Origin of the sequence: uncultured Parasphingorhabdus sp. (assembly GCF_963975555.1) — a bacterium.
Classification (GTDB): Bacteria; Pseudomonadota; Alphaproteobacteria; order Sphingomonadales; family Sphingomonadaceae; genus Parasphingorhabdus.
On the sequence record NZ_CAXBHH010000003.1, the window covers coordinates 201476 to 220751 of the forward strand.

Sequence of the window (19276 nt, forward strand, 5' to 3'; positions counted from 1 at the left end):
AACTGCCAGCTTTGATAGCTGACCGATTAAAAGGGTGTCGCAGCAGACAGAACTCTGCCCTCTTGGCAGAGCAAAGCGTGCCGCCACGTGCAGAAAATTAATGGCTCTTATTATAGAGGGCAAGTTGGGAGCCTATCCGTTTGCAGGCGGCCATTTCATAAGGAGACAGAGCCTATGGAGCGATCACCGGCTTGCGTTTTTCCGATCGATTTTACGGATAGACCCTTTCCGTTCGAAACTGGTATCATGATCGATGGGGCTAGGCGGCTCGCTCGATTAAACGGCCTGAAATTCGCGTCTCACTCCCTATAACAATAGTGGCGAGTCAGCCCGCTCGCGCTATGAAGTTTTGAACGAAAGCGTCCCCATCAGAGGGCGGTATTACAAAGGAGCAAAGCCTTGGCCAATACTGACATGGCGGACAAAGATGTCCTCATTGATATTTTCACCCGCGCCGACCTGATCATGCAATCGGATATCAAGTTCCGGCAGATGATCGGAGCGGGTCAGCTGCAAATCGTCTATTATCCCGTGCGCGGCCAGGAAGTCGTTTCCTCGGCGATGATGGCAGCGGTGAACAAAGAGGATTATCTCGTCACCATTTATCGCGGGCTGCATGATCAGCTGGCAAAGGGCATTCCGTCCAAAGACCTCTGGGCAGAATTTGCCGGCAAAATGGCCGGAACCTGCAAGGGCAAGGGCGGACCGATGCATATCACCCATCCCGAAACCGGGGTGATGGTTACCACGGGCATCGTCGGCTCGGGCATCCCGATCGCCAACGGCCTCGCGCTGGCAAGCCAGCTCGACAAGGATGGCAAGGTCACGGTCTGCTGCTTTGGCGACGGCGCGACCAATATCGGCGCCTTCCACGAAGGGCTTAACATGGCCCAGGTCTGGAAACTGCCGGTGATTTTCCTGTGCCAGAACAATCTATATTCCGAGCACACCCCGATGTCTTTCGCCACCAGTTCGGATTCGATCAAGCAGCGCGGCGAAGGCCTCGGCCTACGCTCGGTGCAGGTTAACGGCAATGATGCCAGCGCGATGTATGCGGCGGCAAAAGAAGCCGTTGAATATGCGCGGGCGGGCCATGGACCGACCCTGATCGAAGCGATGACCTTCCGTTTCCACGGCCATCTGCTGGGAGACACCAGCCATTATATTCCGAAAGAGGAAATGGAGCAGGCGAAGAAGGATGACCCGATGCCGATCCTGCGCCAGCAGCTGCTCGACATTCAGGTTAGCGAAGCGGATATCGCTGCGATTGAAGCCAAAAATGCGGCGATCATAGAAGAAGCGTCGCAGTTCGCGCTCGATGCCCCTTATCCTCCGGGCGATGAATATCGCATCGATGTCCTCGACGTGGAGATTGCAGCATGACCGATAAAGCCGAGAAACCAAAAGAAATCATGTTCGCCCAAGCCTGTAACATGGCCCTGGCCAAAGCAATGGCGGACGATCCCAAAGTCATTCTGCTGGGCGAGGATATCGCGGACGAGCAAGGCGGGGGCGTGTTTAAAGTGACGCTCGGCCTGTCCGAGAAATTCGGCACCGACCGTGTCCGTTCGACCCCGATTTCCGAACAGGCGATCGTCGGCGCTGCGGTTGGTTCTGCAATGGTCGGCTACAAACCGGTTGCTGAAATCATGCTGATGAATTTCATCACCGTCGCGATGGACCAGATTGTCAATCACGCAGCCAAGCTGCGCTTCATGTCCGGCGGGCAAACCACCGTTCCGCTGACTATCCGTACGACCACCGGTGCAGGCACCGGTCTCGGCGGTCAGCATAGTGACATGCTCGAAGCGTGGCTCGCCCACGTCCCCGGACTCAAGGTTGTGGCGGCTTCTAATCCAGCCGATGCTTATGGCCTGCTTTATTCCTCGATCATGGATCCCAACCCGGTGATCTTCATCGAGAATACGCCCGGCTATTTCGTCAAGGGCCCTGCCCCTGCGCCGGACCATGTTGTACCGCTGGGCAAGGCATCCGTTCCTCGCGAAGGCACGGATATTACGCTGATCGGCTACGGCAGCAGTATCAGCAGATGCCATGGCGCTGCGGATAATCTCGCCAAGGACGGCATCTCCTGCGAAATCGTCGATCTTCGCACCATCGCCCCGTTTGACGAAGAAACGGTGCTGAAAAGCGTTGCCAAGACCAAGGCAGCGGTCGTGGTTCACGAAGCGGTGAGGAATTTTGGAGTGGGCGCGGAAATTTCCTCGCGCATCCATGAAGAGCTATTCTCCGAACTCAAGGCCCCCGTTGGCCGCGTCGGTTCCGGCTATGCGCCGGTTCCTTTCTCTCCTGCGATCGAGAAGGCCTGGATGTTCAACCAGGACGATGTCGAACGTGAAGTACACAAAATCTTAGGGTAAAAATATAATGGCAACAGAAATACGCATACCAAAATTGGGTTTCAGCATGGAAACCGGCATTCTTGCAGAATGGCTGGTCGAAGACGGTGCAGATGTAACCGCCGGTCAGGAAATCTATGCGCTGGAAAATGAGAAATCGACACAGGAAGTCGAATCGCCGGCAAGCGGAAAACTGAAGATCATCATCCAGGCGGACGGCGAAGAATATCCGGTAGGCGAATTGATCGGCACTATTGGATAAACAAGGCAACCAGGCTCGGCTACTCCTATCACTATCGTTAGGAATGTTTGGTTGACTGCAAAACCAAACACCGCGACACACGATGAAGAATAATAGCATACGTCGCGAGGAGTGTAGCTGAATGGCCGAGAATTTTATTGCCGTGGTTCCCGAAATTGGTCGGCAACGATTTCGGAAAAATCTGGACAGCGTGACCATTACCAATCCGGCCGAAATTCGTCCGGCTGCCGAAGCGGTCCACAAAATCTCCGAATCTTATGGCTTCCGGATCGCGGTTTCGGCTGATATTTCATCGAAGGCACATCTTGTCGATGCCGACGGCAATCTGATCAACAAAGACGTGTTCGGCTGGGTAGCGGAAGGCGAGCGCTGGTGGGAGGACACCCGCCTGGCGCTCAGTTCTCCCCTGCCGCGCGCCTGTCGCTACGAGAGCGAACCAATCTGGTGCAACGCCGACGGCTTTCACGGACATTGGTCGAATGAATATCTCGACAAAATCGATCTCAAGGATTTTTACGCCGAAGGCACTTCGGCCAAATCAGCGATATTGATCCCCGTGCACCTGCCATTCGGCCAGATTGCGGCCGTCAGCTTCACGCCGCTTGAACATGAAATCTCCGATCTTACCGAAGCCTTTCGGCTATATTCCGACTTTTTCGGGATCGTCACCAGCCGCTTTGTCACCGGCTATGTCCTGGCGATGCGCGAAAAGCACCGGATGCCAGCCAATTGCATCCTCTCCAAACGCGAAGCCGAGTGCCTGCACTGGGCCGCAATCGGCAAGACCGACAAGGAGATCAGCATGATCCTGTCGCTCAGCCATGCGACCATCCGCTATCACGTCAACCGGGCGGGACAAAAGCTCAACAGCGTTAATCGCGGCCAGACAATCTTCAAGGCCGGCCAGCTGGGATATCTCGGCGCGACCGACTAGAGGCTATTTTCGCCATATCGCGAAGACCGCTGTCATCGTCATCAGCACCTCCTCGCCGCAGAGGATTCGTCCGCTGCAATAAGCGGTGCGCTTGCTGATCCGGTCAATCCGGGAATGGGCCTCCACCCAGTCACCGAGCTTTGCCCCGGCGAGAAAGTTGGTGTTGAGATTCATCGTGGCCACCGGCAGCGCGGGCGTCTCCGCACGGTGCACCTGATAGCTGAGCGCCACATCGGCCAACGTGCCAAGCACCCCGCCGTGAGCAACCTTGATATGGTTGATGTGACCCCGGTTAATCCGGGTCGCAACAATGATGCATCCGTCGCCCTGCCGTTCGTAATATGGCCCGGCCATGTCCAGAAACGGGCTGGAAAATCTTGCCCGCTCAAAACCGGCCGGGATATTATCCTCCGGAATATTCTCCAACGTCAGGCGACCGCCTTCTTCGGGCTTTTCGGCGGCTCGTCCGAATCCAGCCACAGGTTCAGCGTCTCGTGAAAATGCCGGAGCTTGGATTCCTGATATTGCGCGAACAGGGAGACCCCGTCCGGCTGGCTTTTCACGCCTTTTTGCATCGCCTTGTGATTGAGATAATCCTGGTTGAAAATCTTGTTCAGATAACTGCCAAACTCGGTCGCCTGCGTATAATCGTCATGCAGGTCGAGGAACGTGCATTTCGCCGGCTCGGGCCGCTCGGCACCTTCGGGCAACGGAACCATGAACATCACCTCGTGCAGGGATTGCTCCGGATTATCGCCGTCCGGCCGAAACCGGTAGAAGATCGGATTGAAATCCGCCCAGGGGCTGATGTTCGGGAAGACGCTGTAGAAAATCGCATCGACGAGATCGGCATCGCTGATATCATCAACCATATCGCCCCAGGCGGGACGCATTTCCTCGCGCCGCGCCTGCGCCGCCTCGTCACGCATGGCGTGAGCGGAAACGTCTGTGTGGACCATCGGCATATTTTCATCAGCCGGCGCAATCTTGCCACCGATCCAGTTGCACATATGCGGGTCGGCCGATTTTACATCGCCCTCGATATAATTGGCTTCCATGTCGAAAATCCCGCTCTTGCCGTTTGGCAGCGAAACTTTGACTCGATTCTCTTCCAGACGCTCGAACTTGTGCTTGCTGATCGGGTGGACGAAACTCTGGAAAGCTTTCTGATCCGGAAAAGCTGTCGGATCGGGATTGACCAGATCGGTATGCGGGCTGGGCTGACCATGGGCAGACATCGCCCGGGATATATTATGCCAGACATCATATTTGCTGTTCGCATCGGCAAAGGCCGGCATCAGTTCCGGATGGGTGCCGACCACATGATAGGATTCCATGAAGGCTTCCTGCGCAATTTTCCAGTTGCACGGCAAGCGCTTGATCATATGCGCGGCCTTGAAACGCCGTTCGAACGGAATCTGGAAATGGCGGTCGATATCGCCGAGAAAATCTTCGAGCGGCTCGCAATTCGGATCCGGATTGATAAACACGAACCCGCCCCACTCACCGACGCTGATTTCCTTCAGGCTGTGGGTTTCTTCGCTTACCGAAGGAAAATCCCATTGGCATGGCACTTCTTTCAACTTGCCGTTCAGCTCCCAGGACCAGCCATGGAAGGGGCAGCGAAGCGCCTTCTGACCTTTTTTGTGATTATCGCAAATAGCCCGGCCACGGTGCATACAGCTGTTGGGAAACGCCTTGATCTCGTCTTCGGAGACCCGGACAACCAGAAAGGAAAGTCCCGCGATATCATAGACGAAAGTATCGCCGACTTCCTTTATATCATCCTTGTGGCAAGCCATTTGCCAGACGCGTTTCCAGAGCCTCTCGACTTCCCGGTCATGTTCTTCCTTGGTCCAGTAACGGCTGACCTCGACGGTGGTAACACCCGGTTCCATCGGTGATTCCTCAAGAAACACAGCAGGAGGCGCGACTTTGTCGCCTTCCAGCAGCTCGGTATAGGAAATGCCATTCGACCGATTATGTCCGGTTAAAGTCTCAACCATCATCTTCTCCTGAAAACTAAACGTCTTTGTTTCGATCAAAATAGCCTAAACAAGCCACTCGGCCACTAGTGAATCTGGCAGCATCGCCTGTTGTTTTTGAGAGGTTAGTCCCTGGTGATTACCTGTGTATCTTTGCATCATATAGAGACGGAAGCGAATCCGTCCCAAAGGAGAAATTTCAAGTGAAGCTTTATTCCAGCCTTGGTCCCAACCCGCGTTTCGCGCGCATGTTCATTCTCGAGAAAGGCCTCGATATAGAACGCGTGCATATCGACATCCTGACGGCGGAAAACAGACAGCCAGACTTTGCAGACAAGAACATTCTCGGCACCACACCGGTGCTCGAACTCGACAATGGCTTCATGCTGAGCGAAATCATGGCGATCGCCGAATATCTCGAAGAAACCCATCCCGAGCCCGTCCTGATCGGATCAACCGCTCAGGAGCGTGCAGAAGTAAGGATGTGGACCCGACGGATCGATCTGGAAATTGCCGTGCCAATGACCCTTGGCTTCCGTGGCGGCGTCGGCCGGCCGATGTTCGAACCAAGAATGGATGTTGTCGGCGCTGAAGGCGCAGCAGATCTCTCGCGCATGTCTGATAATAAATGGAAGTGGTTAGACGCTCAGCTCGAGGGCAAGGACTATATCTGCCAGGACAAGTTCACCATGGCCGACCTGATCGCCTATTGTTTCATCCAGTTCGGCTATACGATCGGCTGGTCCTTGCCCGAAGGCACGGACAACCTTGCGAAATTTGTCGCCGGGATCGGTCAGCGTCCCTCCTCCAAAGTCTGGCAGGACAGCGAATGAGCGAGAATCCCGCCTCTCTCGCCAAGCTCGGCACGATCATGCAGATCAGTTATGTGCCGGACGATTATGACGCGGCACTCGATTACTGGACCCGGAAAATGGGCGCAGGTCCGTTTTTTCATACCGAAAAAGTCGAGGTGGAAAATGTCAAATATCGCGGCGAGCCGTCCGATATCCAGTTTTCCATGGCGATCGGCTATTGGGGTGATGTCCAGGTCGAACTGATCCGTCCGAATAATGATGCACCGTCGATGTTCAAGGACTGGCGCGAAAAAGGGCTCCAGGGCGTCCAGCATCTCTGCCTGATCGTCGATGATCTGGATCATGCCCGCGCGCTGACCGAAAAAGCCGGTGGTGAAGTCATTCAGGAAGTCAGTCTGCCCGGCGGTGTCGGTGGTGCTTTTTACGCCGATTATGGCGGCGGCCCCGGTACGATCATCGAATATCTACAGATCCCGCAGGCCGGAATCGACGGTTTCGCGGCGATGCGCCAGATGCATCTCGACTGGGATGGCAAAACAAATCCGATAATAGGAAAAGAATGATGACCGAAGCGCCAGAACGCCGCCCCGACCAGAAACCGATCCAGTGCGTGCTGGTCGCCGCCGGCAAATATCATGATATTGATTATGCCCGGCTGGAAGTGATGAAACTGCTCGCCGAGGATGACCGGATCCGGGTGCGCGTGTTCGAGGATTATGAAAATCTCGACGCGATCAAGAACGCGGATTTTCTGGTCAGCTACACTTGCGATCTGCAGCCCAGCGAAGCGGCGCAGAAAAATATCCAGGACTTCGTCACAGGCGGCGGACGCTATTTCGCTTTGCACGGCACAAACTCGGTTCTGCGTTTTCTGGAAAACGGCCTGGTCGATGCGCCGGATGAAATGCCGGTCTTTGCCGACACGCTTGGTACCCGCTTCCTGTCCCATCCGCCGATCATCCCGTTCACCGTCGATAATGCCCAGCCCGATCACCCGCTGGTCAAGGGCATTCCCAGTTTTGAGACGGTTGATGAACAATATCTAGTGCAAACTCGCGCTGAACTCGATGTGCTGCTCGACACCGAATATAATGGTACGGATGATATCAGCGGCTTCGTTCACAGCGACATCGAGAAGAGCCGCCATCCGGTTTTCTATATCCGCCGGATGGGCGAAGGCGCGGTGCTCTATCTCACCATGGGCCATTGCCGCGGCCATTATGACATGGAGCCGGTGCTCGACTGGTGGCCGGAAGTGGACCGGTCCGGCTGGCAGCAGCCGATTATCTATGACCTGCTCAGACGCGGCATCGGCTGGAGCTGCGAAACCGCCATAGCAAAATTCTAACCCCGATTTTTCGAAACACAAAGGAGACTACAATGGATTTAGGACTCAAGGGCAAAAAAGTCATTCTCACCGGCGGAAGCCGCGGCCTCGGGCGCGCGGCGCTGGAACATTTTGCAGCGGAAGGCGCTGACGTCGCCTTCTTCTCGCGCAATGCCGAGCAGGTCGCTACCGCGAAGAAAGAATTGGAAGCCCATGGCGGCAAGGTGATCGCCGATGCGCTCGATATGACCGATCTCGACGGCTATGCCACATGGCTTGAAAAAGCTGCTGGCGATCTTGGTGGCTGCGATATTTTCATCCACAATGTCAGCTCTTCCGGTGCCGGCGCTACCGGCGACTGGGAAGTCACTTTCAACACCGACATCCTCGGCGCGGTCAAGGCAATGGAAGTGCTCGAACCCCATCTGGAAAAATCCGATGACGGCAGCGTGATCTTCATGTCATCGACGGCAGCGTTCGAAACCTTTGTAGCCCCGCAGGCATTCAACGCGATGAAAGCCGCGCTGATCACCTTTGGCAGCCAGCTCAGCCAGTCGCTCGGCCCCAAGGGTATCCGCGTCAATATGGTTTCTCCCGGTCCGATCAAATTCCCCGGCGGCAACTGGTCGCAGATCGAAAAAGGCATGCCGGAATTTTACGAAGGCACGAAAGCCGGATTCGCTCTGGGTGATTTCGGAACGGCCGATGATGTCGCCCGCGGCGTCGTCTTTCTCGCCAGCCCGGCGTCCAGCTATACCACCGGCGCGCATCTGGTCATCGACGGCGGCTTCACCAAACGCGTTCAATTCTAGAATGAAAAGCTTCCCCCTCCCGATGGAGGGGGAAGCTTGATCTGCCTTTTGGACAAGTCCTGATAGCCCCCGAGGGCATAAGCCCCATTTGCGATCACTATCGCTGACAGGACAAGCTGGCCAAAACCATCATTGTGATGGTTCATCCGATGATTTTATGATGCAAGCGGTCTAAAGCACATTATAGCTCGCGTCATGTCGTCCCCGCTATCCAAGATCACCCGAACATCGTCGCTTTGGGTAGCCATGCCGTATCTCGCCTTGTTTGGCGGGATGGTGTCATTGGCGGTCGGGACCTCCTTTGCAAAACAGTTATTTCCGCTAATTGGTGCGGAGGGAACCTCGGCTCTGCGCGTCAGCCTGTCGGCGCTCATATTGATCTGCGTATGGCGACCCTGGCGTTTCAAACTGAACCGGGCCGATGCACGGAGAGTCCTCTTATACGGGCTCGTGCTAGGGCTTATGAACCTTACATTCTACCTGTCTCTGCGGACCATTCCGCTGGGACCGGCTATCGCGATTGAGTTTGTCGGGCCATTGGCTCTCGCTTTAATCCATGCCCGGCGCTGGATCCATTTTCTCTGGGTTGGCTGTGCCGTGGCAGGCCTGGGACTTCTGCTCCCTCTCCGCGGCGGCATGCATGCGCTTGATCCCGTGGGTGTGGCTTTCGCAGCGGCAGCGGGTTTGTTTTGGGCCCTATATATTATTTTCGGCAAAGGCCTGTCCCACATGCACGCAGGACAGTCGGTGGCACTGGGCATGAGCACCGCCGCTATTGTCATCCTGCCCTTCGGCATCATCAGCGCCGGCACAGCCTTGCTATTGCCACCCGTCCTGTTTTTGGGTCTGGGTGTGGCTCTGCTATCCAGCGCCTTGCCTTATTCACTGGAGATGATTGCCCTGCGCCACATCCCGGAGAGAACCTTTGGCGTCATGCTGTCTGCGGAACCGGCCATAGGGGCGATCGCAGGCATGTTCATTCTCCATGAGCAGCTCAGCGGCCTTCAATGGCTTGCCATCGGCTGCATAGTTATAGCCTCTGTCGGCGCGCTCCTGACCACAAAATCAGACAACCCGATCGCCACGCCCGGAGCACCGGCATAGATGGCTGATTTGATCAGGAAGCAAATCTAGCAATCCGCTGAAGCCGGTATTTCGGTCGGCTCACATATAAGCGAGCGCGAAATCGAGAGCTGCGCAAACGGCAGTCACTTGCGCGTTGTTACACTCCCGGGGCGTCGCACGCTCGCTGTCCGGATAGACTTCGGTCGTCGTCCTGAACCGGGCATCCGTTATGGCGCCGCACATGGCATATTTGGCTTGCGGATATTCGATCACGCCGTGAGCGATTACAGGCGAGCCTATAATCATATTATTCTCATCCGGCGGAGCGATATGCGTTACCCGTTCGACCGCCGAAATGATCCACTGCTGGAAGGCTGGTTGTGGGCTTTCGCTATCGTCTACTAGATAGAATCCATCAGGTATCGCATCCGGCACAGAGCTATTGCCGTCTCGCGCGGCCAAGGCAGGGCGAAACTCGGTCTCGTCGCTATCGGTTGTTTCATGCAGGTCGATATGCAGGAGGAACGGTCCGGTCTGCGCGGCGACCAACGCCATCAGGGCCGCGCACTCAGCCGCTTCGCTATCTGGTTTGAAATTGCGATTGGGATCCAATGTGTCGTAATTCCAACGATTGACGCGTTCATAAGCCCATGGGCTCACGCAAGGCGCCACCAGCAGATTGACTTTGCCAGCATAATTGGCAGCGCGCTTTTCCAGAAATTCAAGCGCGCCCATTATTCCACTCGTCTCATATCCGTGTACTCCGCCGGTTACGAGCGCTGTGGGCAGAGCCGGGTCGTGAGGACCGTTTCGAAGAGCGAAGAGCGGATAAATATCGTCAGCATGATTGAGCCGACCATAAGTGAGGATTTCGAATTGGCTAGCCAGTGACTCGATCCGCGGCACCACGTCCTGTGCGTACCGGCGCTGGACGGATAGGCTTGCCCGCCATCGCTTCCGTTCCTCTTCACCCCATGGCTGGCCCGGAATTCCGATCGGATAAGAGGGATTGCTGTTCATTTGGGTCTCGCTCGCTAGATGCATGAATCATGATTGGGAAATCATGCTGCCAATTCTAAACGAATTTCGGCTTAGTGCCAGAGCAGGAGTCCGCTTTCGGAATAATGCAGGCACCAACACAGCGGGTTCACCGCCCGATCACTTGCCTTTGCCGGTAAAAGCCCCGATCCGCTCATGCATATCGGCACCATGGCCTTCGCTCTCCATCACTTCCCATTGCAGCCCGGCGTCGAGCGGGCCGCCATCTGTGGCCTCCAGGAGACGCTTGTTGGCGGCATGAGAGAAACCGGAATTGGCGACAATTTTCTGCGCCAACGCTTCAATCTCGGTATCAAATTGATCAAGCGGCACAGAATATTCCGCCAGCCCGATGCGCACAGCTTCTTCGGAATTGATCATGTCGGCGGTGAACATCAGCCGCTTGGCGGTGGCGATGCCAACCCGTCGCGGCAGACGCTGGCTCATTCCCCAGACCGGGGTCAGCGCCCATTTCGCATGGGTGTCACCAAAACGCGCACTATCCGCTGCCAGGATAAAATCCGCCGCCAGAGCCACCTCGAGCGCGCCGGTGTAGCAATGACCGTGCACGGCAGCGATCACCGGCTTGGGCAGTTTTTCCAGCATCCGCAATGTTTCGGAATGCCAGCCACGAGACGGCACCGCCTCGCCTTCGGCAATATCGCCGAGATCATGGCCGGCTGAAAAACATTTCCCCGCCCCGCGCAACACCACACAGCCGATATTATCATCTTTACGCAAGTCCTCGACATGATCGCGTAGCTCCTTGAACATCGCAACCGTCAAGGCATTGAGCTTGTCCGGGCGGTTCAGCGTCAACAGCGTCCAGCCATCCTGATCTTCACGCAGCACGAGATTCGTCATGGCTTCACTCCCTATGTGGCACGCCGTTAGTGCTGAGCTTGTCGAAGCATGCAGCAATCGCCCTTAGACAGGCTCAGAGGGAACGGTGTACCGGCTCCCGCCCGATCGAGCAATCAGTTGACCGCCCGGTCCTTGCCTTCCCAATAAGGTGCCCGGAGGTCCTTGCGCAAGATCTTGCCCGACGGATTGCGCGGCAGGGTGTCGATGAAATCGATCGATTTCGGACATTTGAAACCCGCTATCCGCTGGCGCGCATCGGCAATCAATTCGGCCTCGGTCAGCGTCTCGCCCTTTTTGAGAACCACGCAGGCCTTTACCGCCTCACCCCATTTTTCGTCCGGCACCCCGATTACCGCGACATCGGCAACCTTCGGATTGGCGTAAAGCGCATTTTCGACTTCCGCCGGATAGACATTCTCTCCGCCCGAGATGATCATGTCTTTCAGCCGGTCCTGAATATAAAGATAGCCGTCCTCGTCGAGCGAACCGGCATCGCCGGTCTTGAGCCAGCCGTCCGCATCGATCGTTTCCGCCGTGGCGTCGGGCCGGTTCCAGTAGCCTTTCATATTCTTAGCGGAACGGGTCGCGATTTCGCCGATCGTATAAGGCGGTAAAGTCTCGCCGGTCTCCGGATCGATGATCTTGATCTCGACACCGGGAAGAGGCGTGCCGACCGAACGCATCTTCTCGTTGCCGTTCACGTCATGATCTTCGGGGTTGAGCGTGGTGATCGTCCCGGAAGTTTCCGTCATACCGTACATCTGGACAAAACCGCAGCCGAGCACATCCATTGCCTGTTTCATCAACTCGAGCGGGATCGGTGACGCGCCATAGGTGATATATTTGAGATTGGAGAAATCGACATCTTTGGCGCGTGGATGATTGAGCAATATCTGGATCGCCGCCGGTACCATGAAGATTTTCGAGATATTATATTGCGCGATCAGATCGAGTGCCTGGGTCGGATCATATTCCGGCAATACGATAGCGCTGCCACCGGTGAACATCACGCCCAGTCCGGTGCCGGTGCCGCTGATATGGAAACAGGGCATCGCGAGCAATGTGATCTCGCCCGGGATGGGCTTTTGCCAGTCCATCAGGTCCTCTTCCGTGACTCCGGAACTGCGCGAGGAAAAAATCGATCCGCTAGTCATGATTGCGCCCTTGGGGTGACCGGTGGTACCCGATGTATAGAGCTGCAGCGCATCATCTTCTTCGGTACAAGCCACCATCGGATCAACAGGTTCGAAGCCGTCGCGCCATACCGGATAGCTGGCGAAATCGGCTTCGGCCTTCTCGCTGCCCAATATCAGTTCGACATGGTCGAGATCATCTTTGATCTTCCGCACCAGATCGTCGAAGCCGGGGCCGATAAACAGCATTTTAGCCTGACAATCGTTCAATATATAGGCGACCTCCGGTGGAGCCAGCCGCCAGTTTACCGGCACCATCACGGCACCCAGCTTGGCCGCACCGACCAATATTTCAAAATAGAGATGACTGTTCTTGCCCATATAGGCGATCCGGTCGCCCTTGCCGACGCCCTTCGACGCCAGCGCCTGGGCCGCACGGTTGCTGCCCACATCGAGTGCCGCATAGGTCATCTCGTCACCTTCAAAGGTGAAAACCACCGAGTCCGGCTGTTGCTGCGCGTGGAAACGCACGACATCGGCAATCGAAACTATCTCGTCTTCCGTCATAATATCATCCTCTTTGCGCGATTCTCTGACCGGCCATGCCCCGGATACATAGAGAGGGCGACGAGTGATACAGCCTAGCAGATTGACTAGCCGGAATGATACAAATGCTGGTGGCAAGACATCGCATTGCTGATCTAGGGTCGCCCCATGCACAGACTGGCATTGCATCAGATCACGATGATGGAGGGCGGACCCGAAGGTCTTGTCCGTTTCGCTGCCGAAGCCGGGCTCGACGGGGTCTGCCTCTTCACCGCAACACCGGTCAATGGACAGGGTCATGATATGTTTCCGGTCGTTGCTCCCGCAGCATCGGCATCTTTCAAACGCCTGCTGCACGACAATGATATGCGGGTCATCAACGCCGAATATTTTCCGGTGATGGCGGAGCAAGACGTCGCGGCCTATGCGCCAGCCATCACCCTCGCCGCAGAATTGGGCGCGAAACGGATAGTAACCCATATCCACGAAACCGACTGCAATCGCGCGCAGGACCAGCTTTCCAAACTATGCGCGATGGCTCGCGAAAACGGGCTGGAAGTCGGTCTCGAATTCACCGGATTTTCTGCTGGCTGCAACAGCCTGAGCGCCGCTGCCACGCTACATGGCCGTGTGAACGAGCCCAATCTCGGAATCGCTATCGACGCGCTCCATCTGTTTCGCACCGGTGGAACCCCAGAGCAGGTAGAGGCCGTGGATCCAGCGATCATCAGCTATGTCCAGCTATGCGACGGACCGGATTTCCGGCTGTCGGGCGAATATTTCGATGAAGCGATGAACCGGATGATCCCCGGCGAAGGGGTCTTTCCCCTGAAAAAACTGGTCGCCCTGCTCGACCCGCATGTAGATATCGACATCGAAGTGCCTGACTTCGCCGGTTCCGGAGGATCGGACGCAAAATCATGGGCACATCGCGCTGTCACCGCCAGCCGCAATCTGTTCGCTTAAGATGGCGGGGCCGGAGGCACTTTAGGTGGCGGCAGGTCCGAGAGATCGAGCCAATCATTTCCCGACTGGCCGTAAAAGCTGTCGAGTACAGCAAAGGGAAGCCGGAAGGGTCGCCCCCAACCGCTGTTCCACATCGCCACAACACCGGTCCGCGCCGCGGGATCAAATATCATCGTCGAACGAAACCCGTCCACCGCGCCGCTATGCCCGACCAGCTGCCGGCCGGAATAGGTGAAGCTCCGCCAGCCCAGTCCGTAGGAGGGCTCGGCAAGCGCGCGAGCAAGGTCGCCGCTATAGACGCGCCCGGTTCTGACCAATGGCGCATGGGCCAGTGCCAGTGTCCCGGCCGATAGAACGTCCTTGTTCTCGCCCATCTGCGCGCGCATCCAGCGCGCCATGTCCACGATATTGCTGCTGACGCCAGCAGCTGCGGGCACCCGCCAGTAGGATTCGGACAGGGTTCGCACCTCGTCACCGCGATGGGGACGTGCCCAGCTTTTCGCCCCGGTCAGGCCAGTCATGCCGAATTGCGCGCTCTTCATACCGAGCGGTTCAAATAGCTGTTTCTCCACCGCGTCAGAATATAGGCTTCCCGCTGCCTGTCCCAATATTTCGCTAGCCGCGTCAAAAGCGATATTCTGATAGCTGTGACAGGTGCCCGGCACGCATTGTAGCGGCGCCGTCGCCAGCTGCCCGCGGAGCAGTCCGGGGTTCTGGCCGTCCTCCAGCTTGCTGTCATAGGCATTTTTCGTAAGACCAGTCTGATGCGACAGGAGCTCTGCCAATGATGTTCGCGATTCAGCTCCGCCGGGGAGTCTGAGGGACGTTTGCCAACTGGCAAGCGGCGCATCGAGGTTGAGCTTGCCTTCTTGCGACAGTTTTGCCGCCAGCGACCCGGCGACCCCTTTCGAGAGCGAGGCCCAGCGGAACACGGTCTGCGGCATCACCCGCTCCCAGCAATTTTTGGCGGTTACACCATAAGTTCCGATAAAGCGGAGTTCGCCATCTTCAACAATGGCAACCGCCAGCCCTGCCATTTCTGGCCGTGCTGCCATAACCGTAAAGTCTCGGTTAAGAGCGGAATAGTCGATCGTGCCCCGCCAGTCATCGGGCCGGGTCGGTAGTCTCGCTTCCACCTGCGGTGCAATCAGCTCCGGCAACGGAAAACCGCTTTGCTGTTCGACAAGCGCGCGATAGCCATACCAGCCAACGAGCAAAAGAGCCGCCAGCCCGAACAATAAAGTCAGATATTTTTTCACCGGCGATATTTTATAATGCTATTTCATAGGCGGCAGTGGTTTTTGCAGCCACGTCCTCTGCGCTAATTCCCGGAGCCAATTCGATCAGCTTGAACGGACTGTCATGGTCGTCGCGCTTGAACACACAAAGATCGGTGATGATCATGTCGACGACATTGGTACCGGTCAGCGGCAAGCTACATTCGGGAATGAACTTCGGACTGCCGTCCTTCGCGCAATGATCCATCACGACGATGATTTTCTTCACGCCCGCAACCAAGTCCATCGCGCCGCCCATGCCCTTGATCATTTTGCCGGGGATCATCCAGTTGGCGATATCGCCATTTTGCGCGATTTCCATCGCACCCAAAACGGTCAGATCGATATGCCCGCCGCGAATCATCGCAAAGCTGTCGGATGAGCTGAAATAGCTTGATGAAGGCAGCTCGCTGATCGTCTGCTTGCCGGCGTTGATCAGATCCGGATCGATCTCGTCCTCAAAGGGAAAGGGTCCAATACCGAGCATGCCATTCTCGCTTTGGAGCGTGACCTCTACTCCCGGGGGAATATGGTTGGCCACGAGTGTCGGAATACCTATTCCCAGATTCACATAATAGCCGTCTTGCAGTTCCTGTGCCGCCCGGGCGGCCATTTCATCGCGAGTCCAGGGCATATTTATCCTTCTTTCTCAACCGGTGTTGCGTTTGCTGGTTCGTTCGCTTCCACTAGAGGAGGCGGTGTCAGAAACCAGCCGTTATCAAACATATTTTCGAGCGTGATCGCCCCGTCGGGATCCCGCAAATAATCATAGAGCTCGTCAAAATCCGCGCGATCGTCACCGGCCATGGCGACGATGCAATAGTTGCGCGCGGCATCCCAGCGCCGGACCTGTTTTCGATCATCCCCGCCACGATCAAGGAAAAGAAAGTCGTCCGATTCGGATTGTGAAAAACCGGCCTCGTTGAGGATGGTTGAAATTTTTCCGGATGCCGTAACGGGTTGGCCGGATATCCAGATCACGCTGATTTCAGCGGCACGCAGGCTGGCCAGCACTTCAATCAGGCCATTTTGCCGGTACAGCGTCTCCGCTTTTGTCCAGTCGCCGCCGGTCGTGTCGTCAAGATCGATGGCCACAGCCAGAGGCTTGCCTTCACACCCCATGGTTTGCGGCTTGAAAACATCGACCCGGGGAATCAACACCACCGATTCGACGCCTTCTCCTGCCTCCAGTCTGGCCGATTGTTTCAGGGCATGTGCCGCAAATCCGGCATAGGGCGAAGCATTGGAATCTCTCGGTTGATAAAATTGCGCAATATAATCGGCAGCATCGCTATCAAGGTCGGATTCGGCAATTTCAATAGCACCGCCTTGCCCCGAGAATTTCTTCTCCGTCTTGGGCAATGCGTCGGCCGCACCGCTGTCGGGTCCGATTGTCACTTTACCCGAGGGTATCGCAAGATCGATTGCACCGGACGCGACCATCTCGCGCTTCGCTGCGGCGCGATCAATCTGCTTCTTGCCCATCGTCCCCAGCGCCGCGAGCGGCAGGAGTGCCGCCACGCAACTCGACAGCAGTGGCAAGAAAGCCAAAGCAATCAGGGATAGACGAAGCCGGACCATCAGGCGTCTTCGCGCTCCCGGGTCATGCGGAATTCTATCTTCTTGTCATAGGGCGCGCCGTTGATCAGGCGTTTGACGTAGATACCCGGCAAGTGAATGCAATCCGGATCCAGTTCACCAACTTCGACAATTTCCTCAACCTCCGCGACACAGATTTTGCCGGCAGTGGCCATCGGCGCATTGAAATTGCGAGCGGTCTTGCGGAATATCAGATTGCCCGCCTTGTCCGCTTTCCAACCCTTGATCAGGCAGACATCTGCAAAAATACCATGCTCAAGGATATAGGTTTGGCCATTGAAATCCTTATGCTCTTTGCCCTCGGCTACCTGCGTCCCGACGCCGGTCTTGGTGTAGAAACCGGGAATGCCGGCCCCGCCGGCGCGGCATCGTTCGGCCAGAGTCCCCTGGGGGCAGAATTCCACCTCCAGTTCGCCGGAAAGAAATTGCCGTTCAAATTCCTTGTTCTCGCCGACATAGGAAGCGATCATCTTCTTCACTTGCCGCGAGCGGAGCAACTTGCCGAGACCTTCATTGTCAATGCCGGCATTGTTCGAGGCGATGGTAAGCCCTTTGACGCCGTCCTCCTGGATCGCATCGATCAGCCGTTCGGGAATCCCGCACAAGCCAAAACCACCAACGCAAAGATGCATGTCATCGAACAAAAGGCCCTCGAGCGCGGTCGCTGCATCGGGATAGATTTTTTTCATTTTTCCGCTTTCCTGACTGGTTGTCCGGCGTCTAGCGCAGGTGGCGTCCGACCGTCCAGAATAGAATATGTTTGATGCAACGAATCGGTTATGCGCAGCAGCATGCTCCGCGTCCTGGCCTGTTTATCGCTCTTTTTCTTTCTGGTGCCAGTCACCTATGTCCGCGGGCCCGGGCCTCCGGCAAATGACAGCCAGTATATCGCGCTGGAACCGATAGTGATCGACGCCAAGAACCCCGTTCGCAGCCGCGTTGGTCGTCTTGAATTTCTCGGCGGTTGGACAATGACCAGCGACAATGTTGCTTTCGGGGGCATATCCTCCATGGTCGCTTTGCCCGACAACCGTTTCCTGATGCTCAGCGACAACGGAAGCCTGTTCGGATTCACACTGGATGAAAGCAAACATCTGGCGAATCGTCCGTTCATTGCTCCGCTACCCGACGGTCCGGCCAAACCGAATGCATTTGCCCGACAGAATTGGGATTCCGAATCATTCCTGCACGATCCCGAGACTGGCCAGTTTTGGGTTGGCTACGAGCATCAGCATAGCATCTGGCGCTACGGCCCGTCGCTAGCTCGCAGAGAAGCTGCACATTTTCCCGAAGTCGCAAAAAATTGGCCAGAGAATGGAGGTGCAGAAGCAATGCTCCATTTGCCCGATAGCCGGTTTCTGGTTTTTTCGGAGGCGGCAGAATATTTGAAAGGTGGCTATCAGGCCCTTATATTTGCCAGCGACCCCGCCGAACCGGACAGCAAAGCTGTCAGCTTCGGCTATCAGCCGCCAAAGGGCTATAATCTGACCGATGCGGCGATACTCGACGAGAAGACTGCCCTGATGCTGCACCGACGGTTTACGCCGTTTGATGGTGTGTCGGCAATATTGTCGATCGCGCAGCTCAAGGACTTCCAACCGGGAAAAGTGGCGACGTCCGTACCGATCGCCACGCTGAAGCCACCATTTAAGGTCGATAATATGGAAGCATTGGCCGTCACACGGGACGGAGACCAAATATTTGTCTGGATAGCATCGGATGACAATTTCAGCGTGCTGCAGGAGTCGCTGTTGTTCAAATTCCGGCTTCTGAAAGGGAAAAGCGTTCGGAAAAATTCCGGTCCCGGACGCAAAAATGAAAAAGCCGAGGCTAGCCCCGGCTTTTCAACGTTCGAATCAGATTGATCGCTTACGCGGTAGCAACCTGCTTTTTCGCGATTTCTTTTTTGAGGCGCTTCACGCGCTGGCTCAATTTTTCGTCCTTGGTTTTCAGCAGCCAGTTATCGAGGCCGCCAACATGTTCCACAGAACGCAGGCCGTGGGTCGAAACACGGAGTTTCACGCCCTTGCCGAGTGTATCAGACAAAAGAGTCACATTTTGCAGGTTGGGCAAAAATGTCTTCTTGGTCCGGTTTTTGGCGTGAGACACATTATTGCCTACCAGCCGAGTCTTACCTGTCAGTTCGCAAATCCGCGACATCGTAAAAGTCCAATTTCTTGTTATTGAGTGATTCCCAGCGGGAAAGTGGGACCGGATAACCACAAAGCGGGAAGGCGTCAAGCATTACGGCGCTTTTCCTTGTCCGATGCCCGATCTGGCGTTTTATCATCAA

Annotated in this window: 21 protein-coding genes; 11 read left to right on the plus strand and 10 right to left on the minus strand. The window is 56.0% G+C overall.

The annotated features are described in order from the left end of the window. Positions 1 to 399 precede the first annotated feature (399 nt). The 4 genes from AAC060_RS08975 (at position 400) to AAC060_RS08990 (ending at position 3556) form a co-directional block, all read left to right on the plus strand. A complete protein-coding gene (locus AAC060_RS08975; RefSeq protein WP_339689073.1) occupies positions 400 to 1383 on the plus strand; it encodes a thiamine pyrophosphate-dependent dehydrogenase E1 component subunit alpha in 984 nt (327 codons plus the stop codon). After that, on the plus strand, positions 1380 to 2381 hold the full coding sequence (locus AAC060_RS08980; protein WP_339825188.1) for an alpha-ketoacid dehydrogenase subunit beta: 1002 nt from the start codon (positions 1380 to 1382) through the stop codon (positions 2379 to 2381). Before AAC060_RS08975 ends, AAC060_RS08980 begins: the two co-directional genes overlap by 4 nt. 7 nt (positions 2382 to 2388) lie before the next feature. Beyond that, positions 2389 to 2622 carry a biotin/lipoyl-containing protein gene (locus tag AAC060_RS08985; RefSeq protein WP_339825190.1) on the plus strand — a complete coding sequence of 78 codons (234 nt, stop codon included), beginning with the start codon at positions 2389 to 2391 and terminating at the stop codon, positions 2620 to 2622. Between the two features lie 121 nt (positions 2623 to 2743). Beyond that, a complete protein-coding gene (locus AAC060_RS08990) occupies positions 2744 to 3556 on the plus strand; it encodes a helix-turn-helix transcriptional regulator (protein WP_339825193.1) in 813 nt (270 codons plus the stop codon). A 3-nt stretch (positions 3557 to 3559) separates the two neighbouring features. On the opposite strand, the gene AAC060_RS08995 is transcribed toward AAC060_RS08990, so the two are convergent. After that, on the minus strand, positions 3560 to 4036 hold the full coding sequence (locus tag AAC060_RS08995) for a PaaI family thioesterase (RefSeq protein WP_339825196.1): 477 nt from the start codon (positions 4034 to 4036) through the stop codon (positions 3560 to 3562). Then, positions 3985 to 5562 carry an aromatic ring-hydroxylating dioxygenase subunit alpha gene (locus AAC060_RS09000; RefSeq protein ID WP_339825199.1) on the minus strand — a complete coding sequence of 526 codons (1578 nt, stop codon included), beginning with the start codon at positions 5560 to 5562 and terminating at the stop codon, positions 3985 to 3987. The genes AAC060_RS08995 and AAC060_RS09000 overlap by 52 nt, the downstream gene beginning before the upstream one ends. A 182-nt stretch (positions 5563 to 5744) precedes the next feature. Between AAC060_RS09000 and AAC060_RS09005 the strand changes: the two genes are divergently transcribed. The 5 genes from AAC060_RS09005 (at position 5745) to AAC060_RS09025 (ending at position 9599) form a co-directional block, all read left to right on the plus strand. Further along, entirely contained in the window at positions 5745 to 6374 is a 630-nt protein-coding gene (locus AAC060_RS09005; protein ID WP_339825201.1) for a glutathione S-transferase family protein, read from the plus strand. Beyond that, positions 6371 to 6919 (plus strand): VOC family protein, encoded by a 549-nt coding sequence (locus AAC060_RS09010; RefSeq protein WP_339825204.1) that lies wholly within the window; start codon positions 6371 to 6373, stop codon positions 6917 to 6919. Before AAC060_RS09005 ends, AAC060_RS09010 begins: the two co-directional genes overlap by 4 nt. Continuing rightward, positions 6916 to 7704 carry a ThuA domain-containing protein gene (locus AAC060_RS09015; RefSeq protein ID WP_339825206.1) on the plus strand — a complete coding sequence of 263 codons (789 nt, stop codon included), beginning with the start codon at positions 6916 to 6918 and terminating at the stop codon, positions 7702 to 7704. Before AAC060_RS09010 ends, AAC060_RS09015 begins: the two co-directional genes overlap by 4 nt. Before the next feature lie 32 nt (positions 7705 to 7736). After that, a complete protein-coding gene (locus AAC060_RS09020) occupies positions 7737 to 8495 on the plus strand; it encodes an SDR family oxidoreductase (protein WP_339825209.1) in 759 nt (252 codons plus the stop codon). 195 nt (positions 8496 to 8690) lie between these two features. Next, the gene (locus AAC060_RS09025; protein WP_339825211.1) at positions 8691 to 9599 is read left to right on the plus strand and encodes a DMT family transporter; all 909 of its coding nucleotides are present in this window, start codon (positions 8691 to 8693) and stop codon (positions 9597 to 9599) included. 60 nt (positions 9600 to 9659) lie between these two features. Here AAC060_RS09025 and AAC060_RS09030 read toward each other — a convergent pair whose 3' ends face one another. The 3 genes from AAC060_RS09030 to AAC060_RS09040 all read right to left on the minus strand — a co-directional run bounded on the left by AAC060_RS09030 (position 9660) and on the right by AAC060_RS09040 (position 13162). After that, on the minus strand, positions 9660 to 10580 hold the full coding sequence (locus AAC060_RS09030) for a M14 family metallocarboxypeptidase (protein WP_339825213.1): 921 nt from the start codon (positions 10578 to 10580) through the stop codon (positions 9660 to 9662). Positions 10581 to 10718: 138 nt separating this feature from the next. Continuing rightward, positions 10719 to 11462, minus strand: a complete 744-nt coding sequence (locus tag AAC060_RS09035) for an enoyl-CoA hydratase/isomerase family protein (RefSeq protein WP_339825215.1) — start codon at positions 11460 to 11462, stop codon at positions 10719 to 10721. Positions 11463 to 11575: 113 nt separating this feature from the next. Beyond that, positions 11576 to 13162 carry a fatty acid--CoA ligase gene (locus AAC060_RS09040; protein ID WP_339825217.1) on the minus strand — a complete coding sequence of 529 codons (1587 nt, stop codon included), beginning with the start codon at positions 13160 to 13162 and terminating at the stop codon, positions 11576 to 11578. A gap of 147 nt (positions 13163 to 13309) precedes the next feature. On the opposite strand from AAC060_RS09040, the gene AAC060_RS09045 reads away from it, so the two are divergent. After that, the gene (locus tag AAC060_RS09045) at positions 13310 to 14107 is read left to right on the plus strand and encodes a sugar phosphate isomerase/epimerase family protein (RefSeq protein ID WP_339825219.1); all 798 of its coding nucleotides are present in this window, start codon (positions 13310 to 13312) and stop codon (positions 14105 to 14107) included. Here AAC060_RS09045 and AAC060_RS09050 read toward each other — a convergent pair. From AAC060_RS09050 to AAC060_RS09065, 4 genes are read right to left on the minus strand one after another with little or no spacing between them, the layout of a single operon-like run. Next, a complete protein-coding gene (locus AAC060_RS09050; RefSeq protein ID WP_339825221.1) occupies positions 14104 to 15366 on the minus strand; it encodes a serine hydrolase domain-containing protein in 1263 nt (420 codons plus the stop codon). The genes AAC060_RS09045 and AAC060_RS09050 overlap by 4 nt on opposite strands. Before the next feature lie 10 nt (positions 15367 to 15376). Next, positions 15377 to 16018 (minus strand): 3-oxoacid CoA-transferase subunit B, encoded by a 642-nt coding sequence (locus AAC060_RS09055; RefSeq protein WP_339825222.1) that lies wholly within the window; start codon positions 16016 to 16018, stop codon positions 15377 to 15379. 2 nt (positions 16019 to 16020) lie between these two features. Beyond that, positions 16021 to 16965, minus strand: coding sequence for a hypothetical protein (locus tag AAC060_RS09060; RefSeq protein ID WP_339825224.1), 945 nt, complete (start codon positions 16963 to 16965; stop codon positions 16021 to 16023). After that, entirely contained in the window at positions 16965 to 17672 is a 708-nt protein-coding gene (locus AAC060_RS09065) for a CoA transferase subunit A (RefSeq protein WP_339825226.1), read from the minus strand. The genes AAC060_RS09060 and AAC060_RS09065 overlap by 1 nt, the downstream gene beginning before the upstream one ends. Positions 17673 to 17762: 90 nt before the next feature. On the opposite strand from AAC060_RS09065, the gene AAC060_RS09070 reads away from it, so the two are divergent. Continuing rightward, complete coding sequence (locus tag AAC060_RS09070; protein WP_339825229.1) at positions 17763 to 18848, plus strand: esterase-like activity of phytase family protein; 1086 nt, start codon at positions 17763 to 17765, stop codon at positions 18846 to 18848. Between the two features lie 4 nt (positions 18849 to 18852). Here AAC060_RS09070 and rpmB read toward each other — a convergent pair whose 3' ends face one another. After that, positions 18853 to 19143 carry a 50S ribosomal protein L28 gene (rpmB, locus tag AAC060_RS09075; protein ID WP_339825232.1) on the minus strand — a complete coding sequence of 97 codons (291 nt, stop codon included), beginning with the start codon at positions 19141 to 19143 and terminating at the stop codon, positions 18853 to 18855. Positions 19144 to 19276: the final 133 nt, after the last annotated feature.

Bases quoted from the DNA above. Each gene is read 5' to 3' on its own strand.
- AAC060_RS08980 (WP_339825188.1), top strand. From the start codon at position 1,380: ATGACCGATAAAGCCGAGAAACCAAAAGAAATCATGTTCGCCCAAGCC.
- AAC060_RS08985 (WP_339825190.1), top strand. From the start codon at position 2,389: ATGGCAACAGAAATACGCATACCAAAATTGGGTTTCAGCATGGAAACC.
- AAC060_RS08990 (WP_339825193.1), top strand. From the start codon at position 2,744: ATGGCCGAGAATTTTATTGCCGTGGTTCCCGAAATTGGTCGGCAACGA.
- AAC060_RS09000 (WP_339825199.1), bottom strand. From the start codon at position 5,562: ATGGTTGAGACTTTAACCGGACATAATCGGTCGAATGGCATTTCCTAT.
- AAC060_RS09010 (WP_339825204.1), top strand. From the start codon at position 6,371: ATGAGCGAGAATCCCGCCTCTCTCGCCAAGCTCGGCACGATCATGCAG.
- AAC060_RS09015 (WP_339825206.1), top strand. From the start codon at position 6,916: ATGATGACCGAAGCGCCAGAACGCCGCCCCGACCAGAAACCGATCCAG.
- AAC060_RS09020 (WP_339825209.1), top strand. From the start codon at position 7,737: ATGGATTTAGGACTCAAGGGCAAAAAAGTCATTCTCACCGGCGGAAGC.
- AAC060_RS09025 (WP_339825211.1), top strand. From the start codon at position 8,691: ATGTCGTCCCCGCTATCCAAGATCACCCGAACATCGTCGCTTTGGGTA.
- AAC060_RS09030 (WP_339825213.1), bottom strand. From the start codon at position 10,580: ATGAACAGCAATCCCTCTTATCCGATCGGAATTCCGGGCCAGCCATGG.
- AAC060_RS09035 (WP_339825215.1), bottom strand. From the start codon at position 11,462: ATGACGAATCTCGTGCTGCGTGAAGATCAGGATGGCTGGACGCTGTTG.
- AAC060_RS09040 (WP_339825217.1), bottom strand. From the start codon at position 13,162: ATGACGGAAGACGAGATAGTTTCGATTGCCGATGTCGTGCGTTTCCAC.
- AAC060_RS09045 (WP_339825219.1), top strand. From the start codon at position 13,310: ATGCACAGACTGGCATTGCATCAGATCACGATGATGGAGGGCGGACCC.
- AAC060_RS09055 (WP_339825222.1), bottom strand. From the start codon at position 16,018: ATGCCCTGGACTCGCGATGAAATGGCCGCCCGGGCGGCACAGGAACTG.
- AAC060_RS09060 (WP_339825224.1), bottom strand. From the start codon at position 16,965: ATGGTCCGGCTTCGTCTATCCCTGATTGCTTTGGCTTTCTTGCCACTG.
- AAC060_RS09065 (WP_339825226.1), bottom strand. From the start codon at position 17,672: ATGAAAAAAATCTATCCCGATGCAGCGACCGCGCTCGAGGGCCTTTTG.
- AAC060_RS09070 (WP_339825229.1), top strand. From the start codon at position 17,763: ATGCGCAGCAGCATGCTCCGCGTCCTGGCCTGTTTATCGCTCTTTTTC.
- rpmB (WP_339825232.1), bottom strand. From the start codon at position 19,143: ATGTCGCGGATTTGCGAACTGACAGGTAAGACTCGGCTGGTAGGCAAT.